Source organism: Bacteroidota bacterium (assembly GCA_034439655.1).
GTDB lineage: Bacteria > Bacteroidota > Bacteroidia > UKL13-3 > UKL13-3 > CANJUD01.
The window spans coordinates 1-19,493 of the sequence record JAWXAU010000096.1 but is presented as its reverse complement, the minus strand read 5'-3'; the positions used below and the strand labels follow the sequence as shown (position 1 = coordinate 19,493).

Below are 19,493 nucleotides of genomic sequence, written 5' to 3'. Positions count from 1 at the left end.
GATATTGAGCAATTTCGCTAAAAAGCCTTGCAGCAAAATCAACGACCTAATTGCAAAAAATACTGATTTATGGTAAGTTTAACAAGTTTATTTAGTTTATGAGCAGACCCTAGATAGTATCATTGTTATTATAACGAATCACATTTTAATGTGATTCTCATTTCCATTCTCTTGCTTTCAATTCACATTCACATTAAAATCACAATAAAGTGTGATTTTACTTGCAATATTAAGAAATAAGAACTATTTTTGCCTTAAAATCACACTATAATGTTAGTCGAGCATCTTGGCCAAGCCATAAAGAACAGAAGAAAAGAGTTGAGTATTACTCAACCACATTTAGCCGAACTAGCAAATGTGAGTACAAATACTTTGTATAAAATAGAACGGGGACAAGGCAATCCATCATTGGATGTGTTGATTAAACTTTCAGAAGTGCTAGGGATGGAACTCAAACTTGAGGTAAAAAAGAAACACTGATTGAATGAGGAAAGCAGCTGTATATCGCAATGGAACATTGGCAGGAATACTAACGGAAGAAAGCCGAAAGCATTTTGTATTTCGTTATGAAGATTCTTACTTCACTGACCCCACAAAAGCAGCAATTAGTTTAACACTTCCAAAATCGCAGCAGGAATACAACAGTGAATTTCTGTTTCCGTTTTTCAGCAACATGATTGCAGAAGGCGAAAATAAAAAAGTGCAGAGCCGCATGTTAAAGATTGATGAAAATGACCAGTTCGGATTATTGGCATCAACAGCAACAGCAGATACAATTGGAAATATAACAGTAAAGCGAATTGATAATGGATAATTATTGTGAAAGAGAATTTGATAAAAGACAAGAGTTTTGCGTTTGCAATTAGGGTTGTAAACCTTTATAAATTTCTTTCAGTTGAAAAGAAAGAGTTTGCGTTGTCAAAACAATTGCTTCGTTCAGGAACTTCAATTGGTGCAATGGATAGAGAATCGGAGCATGCGGAAAGTAAAGCAGACATTATTCATAAACTTTCCATTACATTGAAAGAAGCAAATGAAACTGAATACTGGATGGAATTATTATATCAAACATGGTTTATAGAAAAGTCTCAATGCGATTCAATAATAAATGACCTGACTGAAATAATTCGATTACTTCAAAACAAAGATGAGTAAGATGAAAGACTCTGAACCAAAATTATTAATTTTCAATTCTCCATTGTCAATTAACGTTTGCCCCGGTACGTTAGGTGAAGGGTTTGAAACATACAGCCCATCATGTCTTCGCAAATTGTTTTACGGAAAAACAGTTAGCCATATTCTCACTATGCCGTCACCTCAAAAAAATGAAGATACCTTGGCTGAGTTTCTTGAAAACATGAAACGGATTTCTGTTTCAGGATTTCAAACCAAAATAAGTATGGTGATGGATAAAAATGTTCTGCGATTAACTCACGAAAATGAACAAGGAACACATATATTAAAACCAATACCTTCATTGCTGAAAAAAGCAAAAGAAGTTCCAGCCAACGAACATTTAACTATGCAAATTGCGAAGCAGGTTTATGGAATCAACACTGCAGATAATGCTTTGATATTTTTTAATGACGGAGAACCAGCATACATCACCCGAAGATTTGACCTGCCTGCCAGTAAGGCAGGTGCTAAAGTCGCAAACGAAAAAACAAAGTGGGGACAGGAAGATTTTGCTTCGCTGTCGGAAAAAACAACTTTGAATTCAAGTGAGAAATATGAATCCAGTTATGAGGAATTGGGAATACTAATGCAAAAGTTTGTGCCCGCATGGCGAGTTGAAATAGAAAAATATTTTTCATTGGTTGTGTTCAATTTTTTATTTTCAAATGGGGATGCACATTTGAAAAACTTTTCATTACTTGAATCTTCAAAGGGAGATTATTTATTAAGCCCAGCGTATGATTTGGTGAACACTAGATTGCATGTAGATGATTCTGATTTCGCTTTAAGCAAAGGACTTTTTGCGGATGACTTTAAAAGTAATGAATACAAAAAGAACAACCACCCCTGCAAAAAAGATTTTATAGAGTTCGCTAAAAGAATTGGAGTTATAGAAAGCAGAGTTGAAAAATTGCTTTCTCCATTTTTTGAGAATCAAAATGGTGTAGAAAAATTGGTAAGCCATTCTTTTTTGAGTGAGCCAAACAAGCGAGGATATTTGTTGATGTATCAAACAAAGAAAAATTATTTAACTGCATAAATGGGTTGCAAATACGCAGAAGATAACCTTTTAGAACAAACGGTAATGGACTTGTTTATAAACAACTTTAGTTGGGAAACAGGTCTTGCTTTTAATTAAGCGGCTTTCGGTGAAGATTGCACTTTGGGGAGGCTTAATAAAAAAGAAGTAGTACGTTAAAGCGAAACTCAATATATAATAGTCCAAAAAAAGGGGGACTAATCCCCCGGCAACCTTGCTAGGCTTTCGGCATGTAGTTCGGCATTACCATTCTAAAAACCAAATCCGCCGCAGGCGGAGAACTATTTTAGCTTAAGAATTGGTATTAGTATTTGATGATATTTGCTAAAGTCATCTGGGTTTCGGGTAGCTTTTTTGATTTTATATTGATGGTTTATATCCGATAGTCTTTGGCTTTTTGGTGATCTTCCGTTCCCTTTTTTTGCTTAAACATTCACCCTTCGATATACAAATATAAGTTTGTATGTTGTTTTTGTTTTTAGGTTAATATATAAAAATCATAACTTAACAAATGCGTGAAAGATGCAACAAATACATAGAATAATGTAATGTGCAAGCTGCGGTTAAAACTCAATTTTGCAGCAATATCATTTTCCGATTCGAAGAAAATGTTTCAATAAATAATAACCACTCTTTAATCAAAAAAAATCATGAACTCAATGAAAAATTCAAGGCCACTTTTGCTACCACTTGTGGCAATAGTCTTTTGTATGTGGTCAGTAACCGCCGATGCAAAAAGCTCTAATCTTAATCTTCCTCCATATAATAATGAAGAACCCGATAGCACTTCGACTGGTAAAAAAGATGAAGATGGGGATGGGGTAAAAGACAGTAAAGACAAATGCCCGAAGACCCCAACTGGAGTGACGGTAGATAAGGACGGCTGCCCAGTAGATGAAGATAGAGATGGTACTGCGGATTATTTAGACAAGTGCCCAAAAATGACCGGCCCTGCCTCTATGGGCGGCTGCCCTGACAGGGACAAAGACGGAATGTCGGATCTTGATGACGTGTGCCCCGATGTACCAGGCCTAGCACGTTTTAGAGGATGCCCTGATAGCGATGGCGATGGTGTAGAAGACTCAAAAGACAAATGCCCGAACTCAAAAGGATTGGACATGTTCAAAGGATGTCCTGATACCGATGGAGACGGCGTAGAGGACACACAGGATAAATGCCCCAGTTCCGAAAAAGGGATTAAAGTGGACGCATCAGGTTGTACTGCCGATAGTGATAGAGACGGGATAATTGATGCTGAAGATAAATGCCTTGATACCAGATCCGGTGTTAAGGTTGATAACAGAGGCTGCCCTCTCGATACAGATGGTGACGGTATAATAGATACCGACGATAAATGCCCCACTACCAAAGGCGAGGGTACAGCTAATGGTTGCCCCGTTATAAAAGCTGAAGTAAAAAAGCGTTTACAGTTTGCCGCTAGAGGAATTAATTTTGAAACTGGTAAATCAATTATAGTACCTGCTTCTTATGCTATGCTTAATGAAATAGTAAGTATTCTTAAAGAGTACCCCGATTATAATTTGAAAATGGGTGGTCATACCGATAATGTGGGTGATGACAACGCCAATTATTCACTTTCTCAAGCTCGCGTAGACGCTGTAAAAACGTATCTCGTAAGCAAAGGCGTAGACATTAGTAGAATAGATGCTACAGGTTTTGGTGAAACTAAACCAATAGCTACAAATGCTACTGCCGTAGGAAAAATGCAAAATAGAAGAGTTGAATTAGAACTGTTGATTAAATAAAAAACTTGTTACTTTTATTAAGTGACACCGCTAGGGTATCTGCATGAGTCACTATTTGACTTATTCAAGTACCCTATCGGTTTTTTCTTATTATCAAATAGCGGTCTAATGGAACTACTGCCTTATTTTTAGATTTGCTTAGGTATACAAAGTGTCTGAACTGCAACTCGGTGTTTGGGTCGAAAGTGGTCTTTTGACTCCGCAAGCGGGCGGAGGAAATTAAAAAACAAGGGAGTTTATTATATAAATGACTATCGTTTTAATAAGCGTAACGAAAAAGAGGAGTTTTCTGACAAGTATTACCTAATACCAAAAACCAAGGTTCGTAATTATACAATCAAAGTTAAAACAAAGAACCAGATTCCAAATTAGATTGGATATTTTTTTAGCAAATCGAAAATTATTTAGCATCTTTGCGTTCTAATTTTATAGAACCGGCGTGTTTAAATCCATCAATATTATATATCGGCAAATTGCATTTGTGGTATTGGTAGTTCTATGTTTTACGCCCTTTATCGACCCACCACTTGCATTGTTATTTGGGTTTATAGTAGCACAAACTATTGGAAATCCATTTAAGCAACTCAATAGCAAAGCAACACAACTTCTATTAAAAATTTGTGTAATAGGTTTAGGGTTTGGGATGAATTTACAAGAAGCCCTGCATGTGGGTAAAGAAGGTTTTGTATTTACAATTTGCACAATCGTTCTCACTTTAATTGCCGGTTTTTTTATAGGCCGATGGTTGTCGGTTGATAAAAAAACTTCTTTTCTTATTTCAAGCGGTACTTCTATATGTGGGGGAAGTGCTATAGCTGCGGTTTCACCTATAGTAGAGGCCGATGAAAAACAAATAAGTATGGCCCTAGGAGCTGTGTTTGTGCTCAATTCTATGGCACTCATTTTATTTCCGTGGTTGGGAAATATACTAAATATGAGCCAACACGATTTTGGATTATGGAGTGCCGTTGCCATTCATGATACAAGTTCCGTGGTGGGTGCTTCATCCAAATTTGGACAAGAAGCATTGCAAGTGGCAACTACCGTAAAACTAGAACGTGCCTTATGGATAATTCCCCTTTCTATAGTCTCCGCTATTATATATAAACGTAATGGAAAGGGTGTCAAAATTCCTTTTTTTATTGGGTTTTTTATTATAGCAATGTGCATCAGCACCTATTTGCCCGATTATAAATATATATATGATGGGGCCGTTCTAATTTCTAAAAAAGGATTGTCCTTAACTTTGTTCTTAATAGGAACAGGGCTTAGTTTGGAAAACTTAAAAGCGGTGGGAGCTAAACCATTTATACAGGCTATTGCACTTTGGGTAATTATAAGTTCGGTATCATTGGCAGTGATTTTATTTGTATAATAATCAACGTCATGGCGAGCATTCCGAACCTTCTTCGGTAGTGAGGCAGTCTCGCTAAATCCTATCGGTTCGCCGCGGTGAAGCTTCGTTCTTCGCAAACCCGGTTCGCCGCTTCGGCAATGACGTAATACCAATTCTTAACCTAAAATAGTTCTCCGCCTGCGGCGGATTTGGTTTTTAGAATGGTAATGCCGAGCTACAATACATTTAGTCCCTTTCTTTTGGACTATTATATATTGAGTTTCGGTATAATACATTAAAAACCTAATTCGTTTTTAATTTCCTTGCAATTTTAATAAACAAGTTTCTATATAGTCTTTTAATTAGCCACAACCATTTTTCTTCACGTGCTATGATATATAAATATTTCTTTTGATGCATAACTTTTATTATTTTCTGTGCACATATTTCCACAGGAATTCCATTTAATTGTCCTTCATCCATTTGCCCGTGAGCCTGCCCTGTAGCTGTAATGGCTGACAGTGATATATTAGTTTTTATTCTGCCAGGGCATATAATAGTAGTATATAGATTTTTGATAGGTTGTTCTATTTGCAAGGTTTCAAAAAATCCATGTAGTGCATGTTTAGAAGCTGCATACGCCGACCTGCTATTAAAACCAAACAAACCTACCATGCTGCTGATAACTACTATGTGTCCACCTCCAATCTTTTCGAAATTGGGTAATAAGGCTTTTGTTAATGCGATGGTGCCAAAATAATTTACTTCCATGAGTTTACGGTCAATATCGATAGGTGTTTCAACAATTAGCGAGCGTTGGCTCATACCTGCATTGTTAATCAAAATATCAACCTTTCCAAATGTATATAATACCTTTTCAATAGCAATTGTTATATCATTTGCAACTGATACATCTAATTTTTCTATATATATATCTTTTGCATGCTTTCGGCAAAGCAACGCAGTCTGTTCAAGTTCCTGTATGTTACGACCTGTTAAAAAGAGTTTACACTCGTGCTTGGCAAATTCTACAGCCAATGCCCTACCTATGCCTGAACTACCTCCTGTTATCAATACAACTTTCCCGCTTAGGTTTTTCATATATTATTGGCAATATGCTTCTAAAATGGAATTCATATACTGATATATATCAGGCCGATGTTCTCCAATTGATTTCGAACTACGTATTTCGCCAAGCCTCACTATTACAAGTTCATAATCGGGGATCACTATTGTAAACTGACCTAATACACCTCGCATATAATATACCTGATGCTCGGTTCCTTTGTATGGTATTTTTGTAAGCCACCAACTGTAGCCATAGAAATCGCAAGGTTTGCCGTGCTCATCTATAATAGCAGCAGGGTTTATGGATTGGGCAACCCACTCCTTGCTTACCACTTGTTGCCCTTTCCATTTGCCTTGGTGTAAAAAAAGCATACCTATTCTAGCAAAATCGCGTGCATTGGAATTAATGCAACAAAAGGCTTTTTCATTGCCATTTGCTTTATCAGTACTCCATGATGCATCTCGATTGGCATGCAAAGGTTTCCATAGCTTCTCCGATAAATATTCAGAAAGATTTTTACCCGTAGCCTTTTTTAAAATTTGTTGTAAAAAAATTTGATTACAACTTTGGTAATTAAATACTTTCCCGGGTTCGTTAACAACATCCAATTTGTTACTGAGCATTTCTAAATCGTCCCCGTAATACGCTTCTGTAGTCAATCCAAAAGGGTTTACGTAACTTTCTACCCAGTCGAATCCTGCACTCATTTGCAACAAATGCTTAATAGTAAGCTTAGCTCTAGCACCCTCTTTGAAGCGGCTTATATAATTGCTTACTGGTTCGTCTATGGATTTAATTTTTCCTTCATCAATCGCAATCCCTACCAATATACTTACCACACTTTTGGCCATAGAAAAAGAATTACTTGCACTGTCGGGCCCATAATTATTCCAGTATTGTTCGTGTAATACGGAGTCGTTTCTAACAGCTAAAAAAGCAACTGTTTTATAATCTTCAAGCCATTTTATATAATTGCTTTTTAGGGTTTCGGTATTATAATCTTTATGTTTGGGTAAATTCTCAGGATTTGCGGTTGCTACCTTGCGGTTGTTAAATATTTTCCAATCGTCGATGTTTGCATAGTTATTCCATAGAGCCGTATACACATAAAACTGACCCGTTACTACAATATATATATTTGTTAAAATAACAAGTATTAAAACGACTGTTAAAGCTTTTTTAACTCTGCGTTTCATTTAATTTCTTCATAGTCGGTAAAGCTGCTCCCATCATCTTTCTTTGGGGTAATTTCTACTTTCCCTGTTTTTTGCTCCTGGGGTTTATTATAATAATTGTTGAACACGTAAAAATTATTGCCGCTTCTACTACTGTTTCCAGAAAGCCATCGGTATATCATATAGAATACCAAAGTATATATAATAAACTTCAACATCCTAGTTATTTTTTGCCCGTAATTTCCATCGCCATTTTCACAGCATTATATGCATTTACTACACCTCCCGATTGGCAAAGATCTTTCATTTTTACTTTCTCTTTTTTAGTGCCTGGCACGATTACTTTTTTCTTCATCAGCACCGTGCTATTAATAAGAATTTGTTTTACTTGCACTGCAGTAAGTTCTGGGAAATAAGACCATACCAATGCCGCAACACCCGCTACAACAGGTGCAGCCATACTTGTTCCCTGTAGGCTTTGAAATTTATTGTCGGGTACGGTAGCATATATTTGAGTGCCTGGTGCGAATAAATCGACATTGCTTTTACCATAGTTTGAAAAACTTGCAGGCAGTGCTTTATCCTTTTTAGCATTAGAAGCCCCTACCTCAATCCACGTAGATGCCGTATCGGCGGAGTTATCATAAACATCGCAGGGGAAGTTATCATCTTTGTCATTATTTTTACTATCATTACCTGCTGCATGCACCAAAATTACACCTTTAGAAACTGCATATTTTACAGCTTCGTCGACCTTGGTCTTGCCTGGTGAAAAATCCTTTCCAAAACTCATATTGATAATTTTTGCTCCATTGTCGGCCGCATATCTTATGGCGTTTGCAATGTCTTTGTCTCGTTCGTCGCCATCGGGCACTACACGCAGCACCATAATTTTTGCATTGTCAGCTATGCCATCCATGCCATAGCCATTATTACGTTCGGCGGCTATAATACCTGCCACGTGGGTACCATGCACCGCACTAGGGCCACCAACGGTATTATTGCCATAATAACGTTCGTTGATATCATCGTAATTATCGCCCACTATTGTTCGCGGGTTAAAATCGGGGTTCAAACTATAGTCTAATGATTTTTGGGCAGACTCTCCACCTAACTGATCGAACAAAAAGGAATCGGGGAGCTTGTTTTTGAATAAAAGTCTCATAAAAAATATGGCTTGTTGCTCTACATCACCCTCGGGCTTATATGCATCGAGCGTTTCTTTGCTTATTTTGTCTTTCCCTATTTTATTCCGAATGCTTTCAAATGCTTTCTTCAACGTTTCTATTCCTTCTATTTGCTTCTTATTTTCTTCTACTTTTTTCAAATGAAATTCCTTTGCCTTTTGATACAACTCATATTCATTGCGGTCTTTATCACTAATTTTTGAAGGATCCATACTTTCATATTTGCCACGGAACTTACCATAAATACGAGTGGCTTCATAGGTGTCTTCCTCTACCATACTGTCTTTACCACCTATATAATTCCAACCATTAATGTCGTCTATATAACCATTGTTGTCATCATCTTTGCCATTGCCTGCTATTTCTTTTGGATTGACCCACAACACATTTTTTAAATCCTTGTGGCTTACATCGGTTCCTCCATCTATTACTGCTACTATAATGGGTGTAGATTTTTTGTCTTTTAACAATTCGGTATATGCCCTGTTATCACTCACGCCGAAATGTTTGTCCTTCTTAAGGTCGTTATGTTGCCAACCTCGTGGCACTACATTTTTGTTCTTTTTATTTTTGCCTTTTTGAGCAAACAGCGGACTGCCTAGGGTTCCGATAGCTAACAGGCAGATTAAAATTTTAGTATAAATTCTCATGTTATTTAATTAAGGGTTCAAAGGTATTACTCAACGACCGAATGGAACGAAAGTTACTTGAAAAAACTGTGGTTAGTTCGCCGCGGCGAATGGGATTGGCCATTAGCGTTTATTATATTTACAAATGCAACTCTGGGCAACCCGCCTTGTGCATAGCCGCAAGGGAGTCGAAGAGTGGTTAGATGCAGTAGGTATTCGAAAATCCGAGTTTAGGGGGCGATGCCCGACTAATATCTGCAATAACCTATTCGCCGGCGGCGAACTGAATCTTGAATCCCCACTCCTGAATCCCTATCACCGCAACATGTACACGTGTAAAATTCCATCCTCCTCAAAAGCTTCACTGGTAGTTTTGAAACCCAAATCGCTGTAAAACTTTTCCAAATATTCCTGTGCCATAATTTTGATGGGGGCATTGGGAAACATTTGCTCACACTGCTTCACAGAATAGTCCATCAGCAACTTGCCCATGCCACGCCCACGGTATAAGGGCGAAGTGAGTACCCTTCCAATAGATGGCTCATTATATAATACACCCGGAGGAGCAATACGTGTATAGGCCATCACATCCGATTGCCCGTTGAGCCCTAGCACATGGTAGCAAAATTGGTCGTGGTTATCAAGGTCCAAAAAAATACATTTTTGTTCTACCACAAATACTTCACTGCGAACCCTAAGCAATTCATACAAATGGCGGGTGCTTAATTGATCGAAAGATTGTGTTTGAAATTGTAGCATAGAAAAAAATTACGTCCGCCAGCGGCGGATTAAATTACGAATTACGGTAAAAATTATGAAACTTTATTCTGTGTTTCTATAAAGTAGAAATCTGTCTTTTAACTTTCCAAAAGTTTAGAGCTTTTGGAAAGTTAAAAGTCGACATTTAAAAATACCCAAAAAATGGTATTACTATTTTCAAAATTAAGCAATAATTTGCGGGCGATTTCGTTAACCTTGATATGAAAAAGTTTTCCCTTTTTTGTTCCATCTTTTATAGTTGTCTCACAGCCATGAGTCAACGCTACGACCTTGTGCCCTACCGTAAAGACACTTTATGGGGCTACTGCGATACCAGCAAAAAAATATTGATTGACCCGCAGTTTAACCAAGCAGTTTTTTTTGAAGGAGAACATGCCGTGGTGAAAAAAGCGGGAAAGTTTTTTTTGATAAATACAAAAGGCGAGATTCTGAGCCCAGGTTATCGCCTGCTTTTTTTTTATGAAAACGAAAAGTGTTATACCGCTTTCGACGAACAATATAAAGAAACACGTTATAGTTTTAAAGGGAAAGTATTGGGCAATATTAAATATACAAAAGCTGGTTTTTTTGACGGTGATAAATATGCTATCGTTGAAGTGTATGGTAACAAGGGTTTGGTTGATACTGGCTGGAAAGAAATACTGCCTTGCGAATACACCACTATGGAAAAGCTTCCAAATGAAATGTTACAGTTTTCTAAACCACTCAATGGGCAATATGCTTATGGTTTCCGCAATATGAAAACGGGTTTCATGGTTCCCATAAAATATCAAAAAGTATATCCTTTTAATGAAGGACTTTCACTAGCTAAACTTGGGAATAAATGGGGTTTTATTGATTCGCTCGGCACAGAAAAAATACCTTTTAAATACGATAAAGTAGTGCCAGAAGAAGAAAAAAAGGCAAAAAACTATAATGAAGAAAACTATATAGATTATCGTTATGATGGATTCTCGGAAGGGCTGGCAGTGTTGCACAGAGATACATTGTATGGGTTTATAGATAAAACGGGAAAAGAAATTATCCCTTTTATATATCAATATGCTTATGGATTTAAAAATGGCTTGGCATGGGTTAAAAAGAATGGCAAATGGGGCATGGTAAACAAAAACGGAATAGAAAGTATGCCCTGCGAGTATGATATGGCCCCTACCATAAAAGGCAAAGAATTTATCGCATTAGAAAGTGTGAACGAAAAGTTAATACGTGCAATTAAGGACAAAAAAGCAGGGTTTTGTAATACCCAAGGTAAGGTTGCAATATCTTTTCGCTTCGATTATGCTGCTCGATTTGCCAACGGATTAGCTCCAGTAAAAGAAAACGGCAAGTGGGGATTTATTAATTGGCAAGGAGAAAAAATGATATCATCGGTATATGATTGGGTGGTTGATATTGGGAACTATTATAGTAGTCCGTTTGATAAGGGATATGCTATTGTGTACCAAAACAACCGATATTCATTGATTGACAAAAAAGGGAAACAGCTTACTCCAACCACTTATGATAGAGAACCAGAATTTATCAATGGTTTGGCTGTGGCTAAGAATGGCACACAAGTCACTATTATCAACACCAAAGGACAAGTTGTATATATCCATCCAAGTTTTCATTATATTGTTATTATAAACGATTTTTTGATTTATGATTATGATGATAAATGTTACATCAATATCAAAACAAAAATGAAATACTGTAATTAAAAAAACGGTGTCAATAAATCCAACAAATACTTGGGACATCGCGTTGGCCGGCCTGTGGCTCTATCTACGAAGTATAAAGTTACTTGGGCTTGTGTGAGCAATTCATTTTTTTGATTATATACTTCATACAAAAATTTTATCCGTACAGTCGGGGTTTCTTGCAAAATAGTTTTAATGGTCAATAGATCATCATAATAGGCTGCCTTTTTAAAATCGAAATTCATATTAAAAACGGGCATGGCTACACCCCAGTCTTCCACATTTTTATAACTCACACCTAGCGAACGCAATGCTTCCGTGCGTGCTTCTTCGGTATACAACACATAGCTGCTATGGTGCACAACGCCCATCTGGTCTGTTTCTGCGTAACGTACGCGTATGGTGTGATCGTGTGTAAACATATATTCGGTGGGCAAAAATAGTTGTTTTATATTTGTGGGCTGATGCCTCTGCAAAAATATTTAATATCGATTCGAAAATTAACATGCTTTTCGCATGGGCAAAGAATAATTATTAATTATAATCACAAACCTGTACTATATACTATATACTTTATACTTTATACTTTCTTTGCCTCCGCCCAAACTCCCTACAACAAACAAATAACCCTACCATTATACAAAACGGTATATAATATCGATACCCTTTCTCCTACTTTTAATTTCCAACTATTTACCCTCAACAAGCACAAAGACGATGAACCTGAAGACACTACTGGTTATTATAATAAAATAGAAAAAAAGAAAACGATTGCCAAATACTATGGCGAGGACATGCAGGCAGGAAAAATATATTTTGACTCGCCACAAGTAGTGAAAAAATTTGCGGGAAACCAGCCATTGCCTTTCACCCCTACCGATAACAGCATCGCAGCTTCCAATGGCAATATTGTAATTAGTTGTATTAATTCTTCTATTTTTGTTTTTGATACTATAGGTAAAAAATTATTGGAGAAAAACTTTTCCGCAATTATAAATGACCCCACTTTAACTGGTCATTATTGTTATGACCCACGTATCGTGTACGACCATACCTCCCAACGATTTGTTATCGCATTATTATATGGTAATAAACCTACAAATAGTAACCTCGTTATATTAACTTCTGTAGGTGCAAACGATTATAATAATTGGCATATATATAAATATAAAATTGCAGGGAATTGGCCAAGCAATTGGTTAGATTATCCTAGCTTAGCTATCAATTCGCATGACATATTTGTGAGTGGAAATTTGTTCGATGCCAATAATGATTTTGTATCTTCGGTTATATTTCAAATTGGAAAAACGGGTGCCTATAGTGGTCAACCCCTGCAAATAAATTTACGTGGGAGTTTAAGTGGAAGCCCCTTTAATTTGGTTCCCGTTTATCATCCTGCCTCCGTTACTTATGATAACTATATGTATTTTTTGAGTAACATAGCGGCAGGTGGCGACAAACTATCTATATACAAAATTAAAACTCCTGCCGACAATAGTGATGTGGTTAGTAATACTCTTACTATAGACCGATATAGCCCGCCCATAGATGCTTTGCAAAAGAATTCTACCATAAAACTAGACCAAGGACGCTGCCGCATAAGAGATGCATTCTGGCAAAATGGTATTATACATTCGGTTTTTGTGAGCAAAGACGCAAACAATTTCGGGAAACTCTATTATATACGTTTCGATGCGGGTAACAATATAGCCACATGGCAAACCTTTGGGCTGGGCAGTGTGGACTATGCCTACCCAGTAGTGTGCCCCTTCACGAACGATAGCTTAAATCAAACTTCTTTAATTTCTTTTTTGGCCAGTGGGCAAGACCGTTTCCCTGAATGCCGTGCCGTGATCTGTGATAATGATTTTGTGTTTTCATCTTCTACATTAATTCGCAAGGGTGATAACAGTGTGAAAACTTCTGCCGCACAAAATAATGTAGATCGCTGGGGAGATTATACAGGAAATGTCTTCGTGAATGCCCGCGGTAATGGACATGCATGGATGGCCGCTGCCTTTGGAAATTCATCACAATCATGGAGCACTTATATTGCAAAAATTGGCCGCCCGCAGGATACGGCACAAACTATAATACCACAAAATAAATTAACTATATATCCCAATCCGATGACGGATATTGCTACTATAGAATTTGATGCAGGAGAAAGTAATATATATACACTTGATATTATTACGATGGATGGCAAACGCATTGATGCCGTGTGGAACGCCACAGTTTTTAAAGACAATAAATATATATTACAATTCGATAAAAGCCCACTTGCTCCCGGAATATATATAATAGTACTTCACAAACAAAGTGGAAAAGAAATACTCAGGCAAAAAATTGTGGTGCTGAGCAAAGGTTGAATTCAATACAAAAAAATATACACTATCAATAGCTCTGTGGTTAACTAAGTTTGCCAAATGCAACCTTGCTTTGTTTCTTTGTAGCGATGGAAATTAATCATTACTTTAGACCCATACACCCCGACGATTTGCCGCAAGATGCCCACGGGCAGTCGTGGTTTACCAAAAGTCAGTTATATATAGATATTATGCCCGGCCTCGACGAGGTGCAAATGGCTATTATAGGTTTCGATGACCGTGCTGCCGATACTGTTCGTGCTGAACTATATCGTCTCTCGCAAATATATCAAATAGAAATTGTTGACCTCGGAAATATTATAACAACGATTGACCCCGAAGATACAGAATTTGCCATTTCTCATGTAATGAGTTATTTGCTCGAACGGAAAGTAATGCCCATTTTTATAAGTGCCGATAATCGTTGGGACTACGCCATTTACCGGGGGTTTGAGGAACAAGATTTAATGGTAACTTTAGGCATGATAAGTCCTGCTATAGATCTTGGAAAGCATGGCCCGCTAAGTAGAATGGTGGTGCATAAACCTAACTTTTTATTCAACTTAAGTTTGCTGGCTTACCAAACCTATATGACCGATCCCTTAGCCCTCGAAGCATTTCAACATATGTATTTCGATGCATTTAGATTGGGCTGGGTAAATACCCATATGGAAGAAGTGGAGCCCGTGCTGCGTAGTTGTGATATACTAAGTTTGGACATGCGTTCAGTAAGAATGAGCGATGCTCCGGGCACTACAGATGGGTCGCCCAATGGATTGTTTGGTGATGAAGTATGCCGCCTTGCACGCTATGGTGGCATGGGACAAAGCCTCAAGGTTTTCACACTCAATGGTATCAATCCATCGAACGATATAAATAAACAAACTGCCAAACTTGCCGCACAAATTATATGGTATGTAGTGGATGGTTATATGGCTCGCCATCGTGAACATCCTGACGAAAATCCTGATGATTTTTTTAAGTTTGTAATAGGTTTAAAAGACAACGCACATAGTATAAATTTTTATAAAAGCAAACGCACCGAACGCTGGTGGATGGAAGTGCCCACGCAGGTAAACCAACATGCACACCACGGCCCACATATGGTTCCGTGCTCCTACCAAGATTATCAACAAGCATGTAAAGACGAAATACCCGAGCGTTGGTGGAATATGTATCAGAAGTATTTGGGATAATAGCACACCGTCATTGCGAGCGGCTCCCGCGTGGCAATCTCATGAATCGAAAACGAATTACGATTTACTCCGCCGCGGCGGATTGCTGACGCCTGATTGTTGTAGACAATTGCAACCCTGAGCAGCCTGCCATGAGCTTAGCCGAATGGGAGTCGAAGGGTGGAGTTACGGGTCACGATCGCCTGATAGCACAACGTCATTCTGTTCGCCGCGGCGAAAGGGCATAGTCTATCCTTAAAACTATAAACTGAGCTTAAAGACGTGACGAAGAATCTGTTAAATCGGAGACGGGTTTTTATTAGCGGAAAACGCCAATCAAAATTATATATAAAGTAATTTTATTGACCTAGTTTTCTTAATTATATTTGTAGAGAAAAATCATGACACATAAAGCTATACATGTACACGAGTCGAGCCGTCTGCGATAGCCCCGCCGCGGCGGGGGGATGCAATCGGCTTGAGAAAGGAAATGGGTTTGCAACCCAACTATAATATTATATATTTGCCGACAATGACAGGGCGATACAATATAAGAAATAAAGACAGTATGCATTTTCTAACGCTTACTGTTATTGAATGGATTGATGTATCATACCTGTTGAAATATACAAGGAAGTGAATGTGGGATATGTTGATGTAACAATATATAGAGGTACTACTAGTAGTTTTAAAGATAAAAACGGTAAATTAATATCTATATCATCAGTATTCAAGGCTGGTACTGGATTTTTTGTTAATCAATAAATTTAGTACAATAGAATTAACAATAATCAATAAATTAATTTCAAAAAAACCTCACATTCCTGTGAGGTTTTTTTGATTTAAGGCGTAAGCCGCGTGAGGGATAGTAGCGGACCTGCCGCTGGCAGGCCGCAGTGAGGGTCCGATAGCTATCGGACGAACGAGGACTTGCAGCGAATAGCCCGACGACGCTTCGGCGGCATGCCCAAAAAAGAGTATAATATTACCCTTCGACTCCGCTGAGGGTGTCAGTAGGAATTATTATAGAGATGGTGGCCAATGAGATGCTGAAACGAGTTCAGCATGACGCTGACGCCTGATTGCGTTGCCGTTGCGACGTCACCCTGTCCACGATAACTATCGGGATTGTTTCAGGGTCTATAATTATTTCAACCTTTCCTTCAAATCCAATCTATGCTTCCTTGCTGTATCAATAGCAATATCATAACCCGCATCGGCATGGCGTATAACACCCATGGCTGGGTCGTTGTGTAATACACGTTTTAATCGGATGGCGGCATCTTCGGTACCATCGGCTACTATTACCATACCTGCATGTATACTATAACCCATGCCTACTCCGCCACCATGATGCAGCGAAACCCAACTTGCTCCGCCGGCTGTATTTATTAAAGAGTTTAATACGGGCCAATCGGCCACGGCATCACTGCCATCGAGCATAGCTTCGGTTTCTCTATTGGGCGATGCAACAGAACCTGTATCTAAATGATCGCGACCTATTACAATAGGTGCTTTTACTTTGCCAGTGCGAACCAATTCATTAAATGCCAATCCTGCTTTTTCTCTTTCGCCCTGGCCTAGCCAACATATACGAGCAGGTAATCCTTGAAATGCGATACGCTCACGAGCCATTTTCATCCAGCGTTGCAGCCCTTCGTTTTCGGGAAACATTTCTATAATAACTTTATCGGTAGTATATATATCTTCGGGGTCGCCACTTAGTGCTACCCATCGGAAAGGACCTTTGCCCTCGCAGAAAAGCGGACGTATATATGCGGGTACAAATCCAGGAAAATCGAATGCGTTTGTTACACCTGCTTCCAATGCCCGTGCACGCAAATTATTTCCATAATCGAAAGTAACAGCTCCACGCTTTTGTAATTCGAGCATTAACTCCACATGGTGAGCCATGGTTTTATAAGAGAGCTTTATATATTCATCGGGATTTGATTTACGCAAAGCATCTGCAACTTCTTCAGGCAATCCTTGCGGATAATATCCTACTAAAGGATCATGTGCACTGGTTTGATCTGTTAATAAATCTGGAGTTATATTTCTTTCTATCATACGTTCGAGCAAATCGACCGCATTACAACATACCCCAATAGAAACTGCTTCACCAATATTTTTATGTCGCACAGCAAGGTCAATTGCTTCATCGATACTCATACACATCATATCTAGGTAGCGTGTTTCCAAACGCTTTTTGATACGCCATTGTACCACATCAGCAGCCAAGCAAACACCACCATTCATAGTAACAGCAAGTGGCTGTGCTCCGCCCATACCGCCAAGTCCGGCAGTTACGGTAAGTGTATTTTTGAGTGTGCCATTAAAATGTTGCTTTGCTGCTTCGCCAAAAGTTTCATAAGTTCCCTGCACAATTCCCTGGCTTCCTATATATATCCAACTGCCGGCAGTCATCTGTCCGTACATCATCAAACCTTTGGCTTCCAATTCGCGGAAATGCTCCCAGGTAGCCCATTTAGGGACCAACATCGAGTTGCTAATTAATACACGTGGGGCATCTTTATGCGTAGGTAAAATACCAACGGGTTTTCCGCTTTGTATTAATAATGTTTCATCATCATTTAAATCTTTCAGTGCTTTTACAATTAGGTCGAAAGCCTCCCAATTGCGGGCTGCTTTTCCCAATCCACCATATACAATTAAATCCTCGGGACGTTCGGCCACATCAGGGTCTAGGTTATTGCAGAGCATACGCAATGCAGCTTCTTGTATCCAGCCTTTGCATTGCAGTGTGGATCCTGTATTTGCTCTTATTGTGCGGTGTGTAGTGGTCATTATATATTTATTTGGTGGGGCAAAAATAATATATAATTGTGGCATATATATTTTCAAGACACGACCGATATTTTCGCAAAGCTATTTTCGCCGTCTCGCTCGCCGCGAAGGCGTTCATTTTTGAAGCCAAAAACGAAGCAAAAAGCTTTTTTATTTACAAAGGTGATTTTTTGTTCCGAAGGGTCGGAACAAAAACCGTGGTCAGAACAACAGTGCCGTTTCCAACCGCCGCATTGGGTAGTTGCTTTTGCAAATGTGCACCCTTCTAGTGATTACAATACTGTTGTTCAGCCACTATCACTATTGTAAATAAAAATGTATCCGCCCGAAGCTTCAGGCTATATTTCAGGCTTTTGCAATGTGCAGAATCTTTTGCTACCTAATTTCTAATCTGTCAGTATTAGTACCACATTTTTTTTTCTGTAGGCAACCTTTGTGATAAACTCGTGTAATGCGTAAAGCAATTAAATGATTTTTATAAAACAAAAGAACTTACTATTATTGCTTCAAATTTCTGCACCATGAAAAATACAACTATTAAAATAATCCTACTTTCACTATTAACAATTCCTTTTACAAGCAATGCACAGAAATACAGAAAGATGCTTGGGGATAGCAGCCATTATCTTGGGTACTATAAACAGAGATTTGAATTGATAGAGGGTGTTGGATTATTAGCGGTCTTTTTCAACCATTTAGGAAGTCTTACGAAAATCTAATTAGTTGCAAATATATTGATGGCGTTCACCAATATAAAGTACCACATGGAACTATTATGTTTGATGATTATCTTGATACATCTTGCTTTGTCCCGTTGCGGAACTTTGGCATCTCTCAAATCGAAAGCAGTTTTTCTATATACCCAAATCCATTCAATAATAAATTGACTTTAGAAGGTAAACCAATACAAAATTGCAAAGCAGAAGTCTATGATATAACAGGAAAATTAATTGAGACTAGTATAATAAATGGCAATGAAATTAATTTCAAAACTTATTATACAGGCTTGGTATTAGTCAGAATTATTGATAAGCAGGGAGCTGTGATAGTGGTTAATTATTAATCGGTCAGTTGATGCAGACGAGAATAGTTAATGGCCTAGCGGCAGGTAGTTGTAGATTTGATAACTTTGCAATCGCGGAAGATTGCAAAGTTGTCAAATCTGTGCTGTTAGTGCTGGCGTCAGCAACATTAACAATTAACAATTAATTCTACTTTGACAAGTTAGCTTTATGGTGATCTTTGCTTTATATCATAGGCTCTTTGCTTATGTCTGTATTCCATTTGTAGCCATACCTGTTGTTC

At 38.2% G+C, this 19,493-nt stretch carries 17 protein-coding genes; 10 read left to right on the top strand and 7 right to left on the bottom strand.

The features are described from left to right. Positions 1–270 precede the first annotated feature (270 nt). The 6 genes from SGJ10_06620 (at position 271) to SGJ10_06595 (ending at position 5,356) form a co-directional block, all read left to right on the top strand. Positions 271–480, top strand: coding sequence for a helix-turn-helix domain-containing protein (locus SGJ10_06620; GenBank protein MDZ4757798.1), 210 nt, complete (start codon positions 271–273; stop codon positions 478–480). 4 nt (positions 481–484) lie between these two features. Continuing rightward, on the top strand, positions 485–814 hold the full coding sequence (locus SGJ10_06615) for a HipA N-terminal domain-containing protein (protein ID MDZ4757797.1): 330 nt from the start codon (positions 485–487) through the stop codon (positions 812–814). A 5-nt stretch (positions 815–819) separates the two neighbouring features. After that, on the top strand, positions 820–1,155 hold the full coding sequence (locus SGJ10_06610; protein ID MDZ4757796.1) for a four helix bundle protein: 336 nt from the start codon (positions 820–822) through the stop codon (positions 1,153–1,155). A 1-nt stretch (position 1,156) separates the two neighbouring features. Then, the gene (locus SGJ10_06605; protein ID MDZ4757795.1) at positions 1,157–2,215 is read left to right on the top strand and encodes a HipA domain-containing protein; all 1,059 of its coding nucleotides are present in this window, start codon (positions 1,157–1,159) and stop codon (positions 2,213–2,215) included. Positions 2,216–2,925: 710 nt separating this feature from the next. Continuing rightward, positions 2,926–3,981: an OmpA family protein gene (locus SGJ10_06600; protein MDZ4757794.1), complete on the top strand. Its 1,056-nt coding sequence runs from the start codon at positions 2,926–2,928 to the stop codon at positions 3,979–3,981. Between the two features lie 439 nt (positions 3,982–4,420). Beyond that, positions 4,421–5,356 carry a putative sulfate exporter family transporter gene (locus tag SGJ10_06595; protein ID MDZ4757793.1) on the top strand — a complete coding sequence of 312 codons (936 nt, stop codon included), beginning with the start codon at positions 4,421–4,423 and terminating at the stop codon, positions 5,354–5,356. A gap of 264 nt (positions 5,357–5,620) precedes the next feature. Here SGJ10_06595 and SGJ10_06590 read toward each other — a convergent pair whose 3' ends face one another. The 5 genes from SGJ10_06590 to SGJ10_06570 all read right to left on the bottom strand — a co-directional run bounded on the left by SGJ10_06590 (position 5,621) and on the right by SGJ10_06570 (position 10,136). Then, a complete protein-coding gene (locus SGJ10_06590; GenBank protein ID MDZ4757792.1) occupies positions 5,621–6,418 on the bottom strand; it encodes an SDR family oxidoreductase in 798 nt (265 codons plus the stop codon). A 3-nt stretch (positions 6,419–6,421) separates the two neighbouring features. After that, a complete protein-coding gene (locus SGJ10_06585; protein MDZ4757791.1) occupies positions 6,422–7,582 on the bottom strand; it encodes a serine hydrolase in 1,161 nt (386 codons plus the stop codon). After that, positions 7,579–7,779, bottom strand: a complete 201-nt coding sequence (locus tag SGJ10_06580) for a hypothetical protein (GenBank protein MDZ4757790.1) — start codon at positions 7,777–7,779, stop codon at positions 7,579–7,581. Before SGJ10_06580 ends, SGJ10_06585 begins: the two co-directional genes overlap by 4 nt. Before the next feature lie 5 nt (positions 7,780–7,784). Next, the gene (locus SGJ10_06575) at positions 7,785–9,398 is read right to left on the bottom strand and encodes a S8 family peptidase (protein MDZ4757789.1); all 1,614 of its coding nucleotides are present in this window, start codon (positions 9,396–9,398) and stop codon (positions 7,785–7,787) included. Between the two features lie 294 nt (positions 9,399–9,692). Next, positions 9,693–10,136: a GNAT family N-acetyltransferase gene (locus tag SGJ10_06570; protein ID MDZ4757788.1), complete on the bottom strand. Its 444-nt coding sequence runs from the start codon at positions 10,134–10,136 to the stop codon at positions 9,693–9,695. 221 nt (positions 10,137–10,357) lie between these two features. Here SGJ10_06570 and SGJ10_06565 point away from each other — a divergent pair, with 221 nt between their 5' ends. Next, positions 10,358–11,857, top strand: a complete 1,500-nt coding sequence (locus tag SGJ10_06565; protein MDZ4757787.1) for a WG repeat-containing protein — start codon at positions 10,358–10,360, stop codon at positions 11,855–11,857. On the opposite strand, the gene SGJ10_06560 is transcribed toward SGJ10_06565, so the two are convergent. After that, positions 11,854–12,258, bottom strand: a complete 405-nt coding sequence (locus SGJ10_06560; GenBank protein MDZ4757786.1) for a thioesterase family protein — start codon at positions 12,256–12,258, stop codon at positions 11,854–11,856. The two genes, SGJ10_06565 and SGJ10_06560, sit on opposite strands and share 4 nt — an antisense overlap. Positions 12,259–12,300: 42 nt before the next feature. Between SGJ10_06560 and SGJ10_06555 the strand changes: the two genes are divergently transcribed. Further along, entirely contained in the window at positions 12,301–14,208 is a 1,908-nt protein-coding gene (locus SGJ10_06555) for a T9SS type A sorting domain-containing protein (GenBank protein ID MDZ4757785.1), read from the top strand. Between the two features lie 86 nt (positions 14,209–14,294). Next, complete coding sequence (locus SGJ10_06550) at positions 14,295–15,401, top strand: arginase family protein (GenBank protein ID MDZ4757784.1); 1,107 nt, start codon at positions 14,295–14,297, stop codon at positions 15,399–15,401. A 1,125-nt stretch (positions 15,402–16,526) separates the two neighbouring features. On the opposite strand, the gene hutU is transcribed toward SGJ10_06550, so the two are convergent. Then, the gene (gene hutU / locus SGJ10_06545) at positions 16,527–18,188 is read right to left on the bottom strand and encodes a urocanate hydratase (protein MDZ4757783.1); all 1,662 of its coding nucleotides are present in this window, start codon (positions 18,186–18,188) and stop codon (positions 16,527–16,529) included. A gap of 775 nt (positions 18,189–18,963) precedes the next feature. Here hutU and SGJ10_06540 point away from each other — a divergent pair. Then, positions 18,964–19,251, top strand: coding sequence for a T9SS type A sorting domain-containing protein (locus tag SGJ10_06540; protein ID MDZ4757782.1), 288 nt, complete (start codon positions 18,964–18,966; stop codon positions 19,249–19,251). The last annotated feature ends 242 nt before the right edge of the window (positions 19,252–19,493 follow it).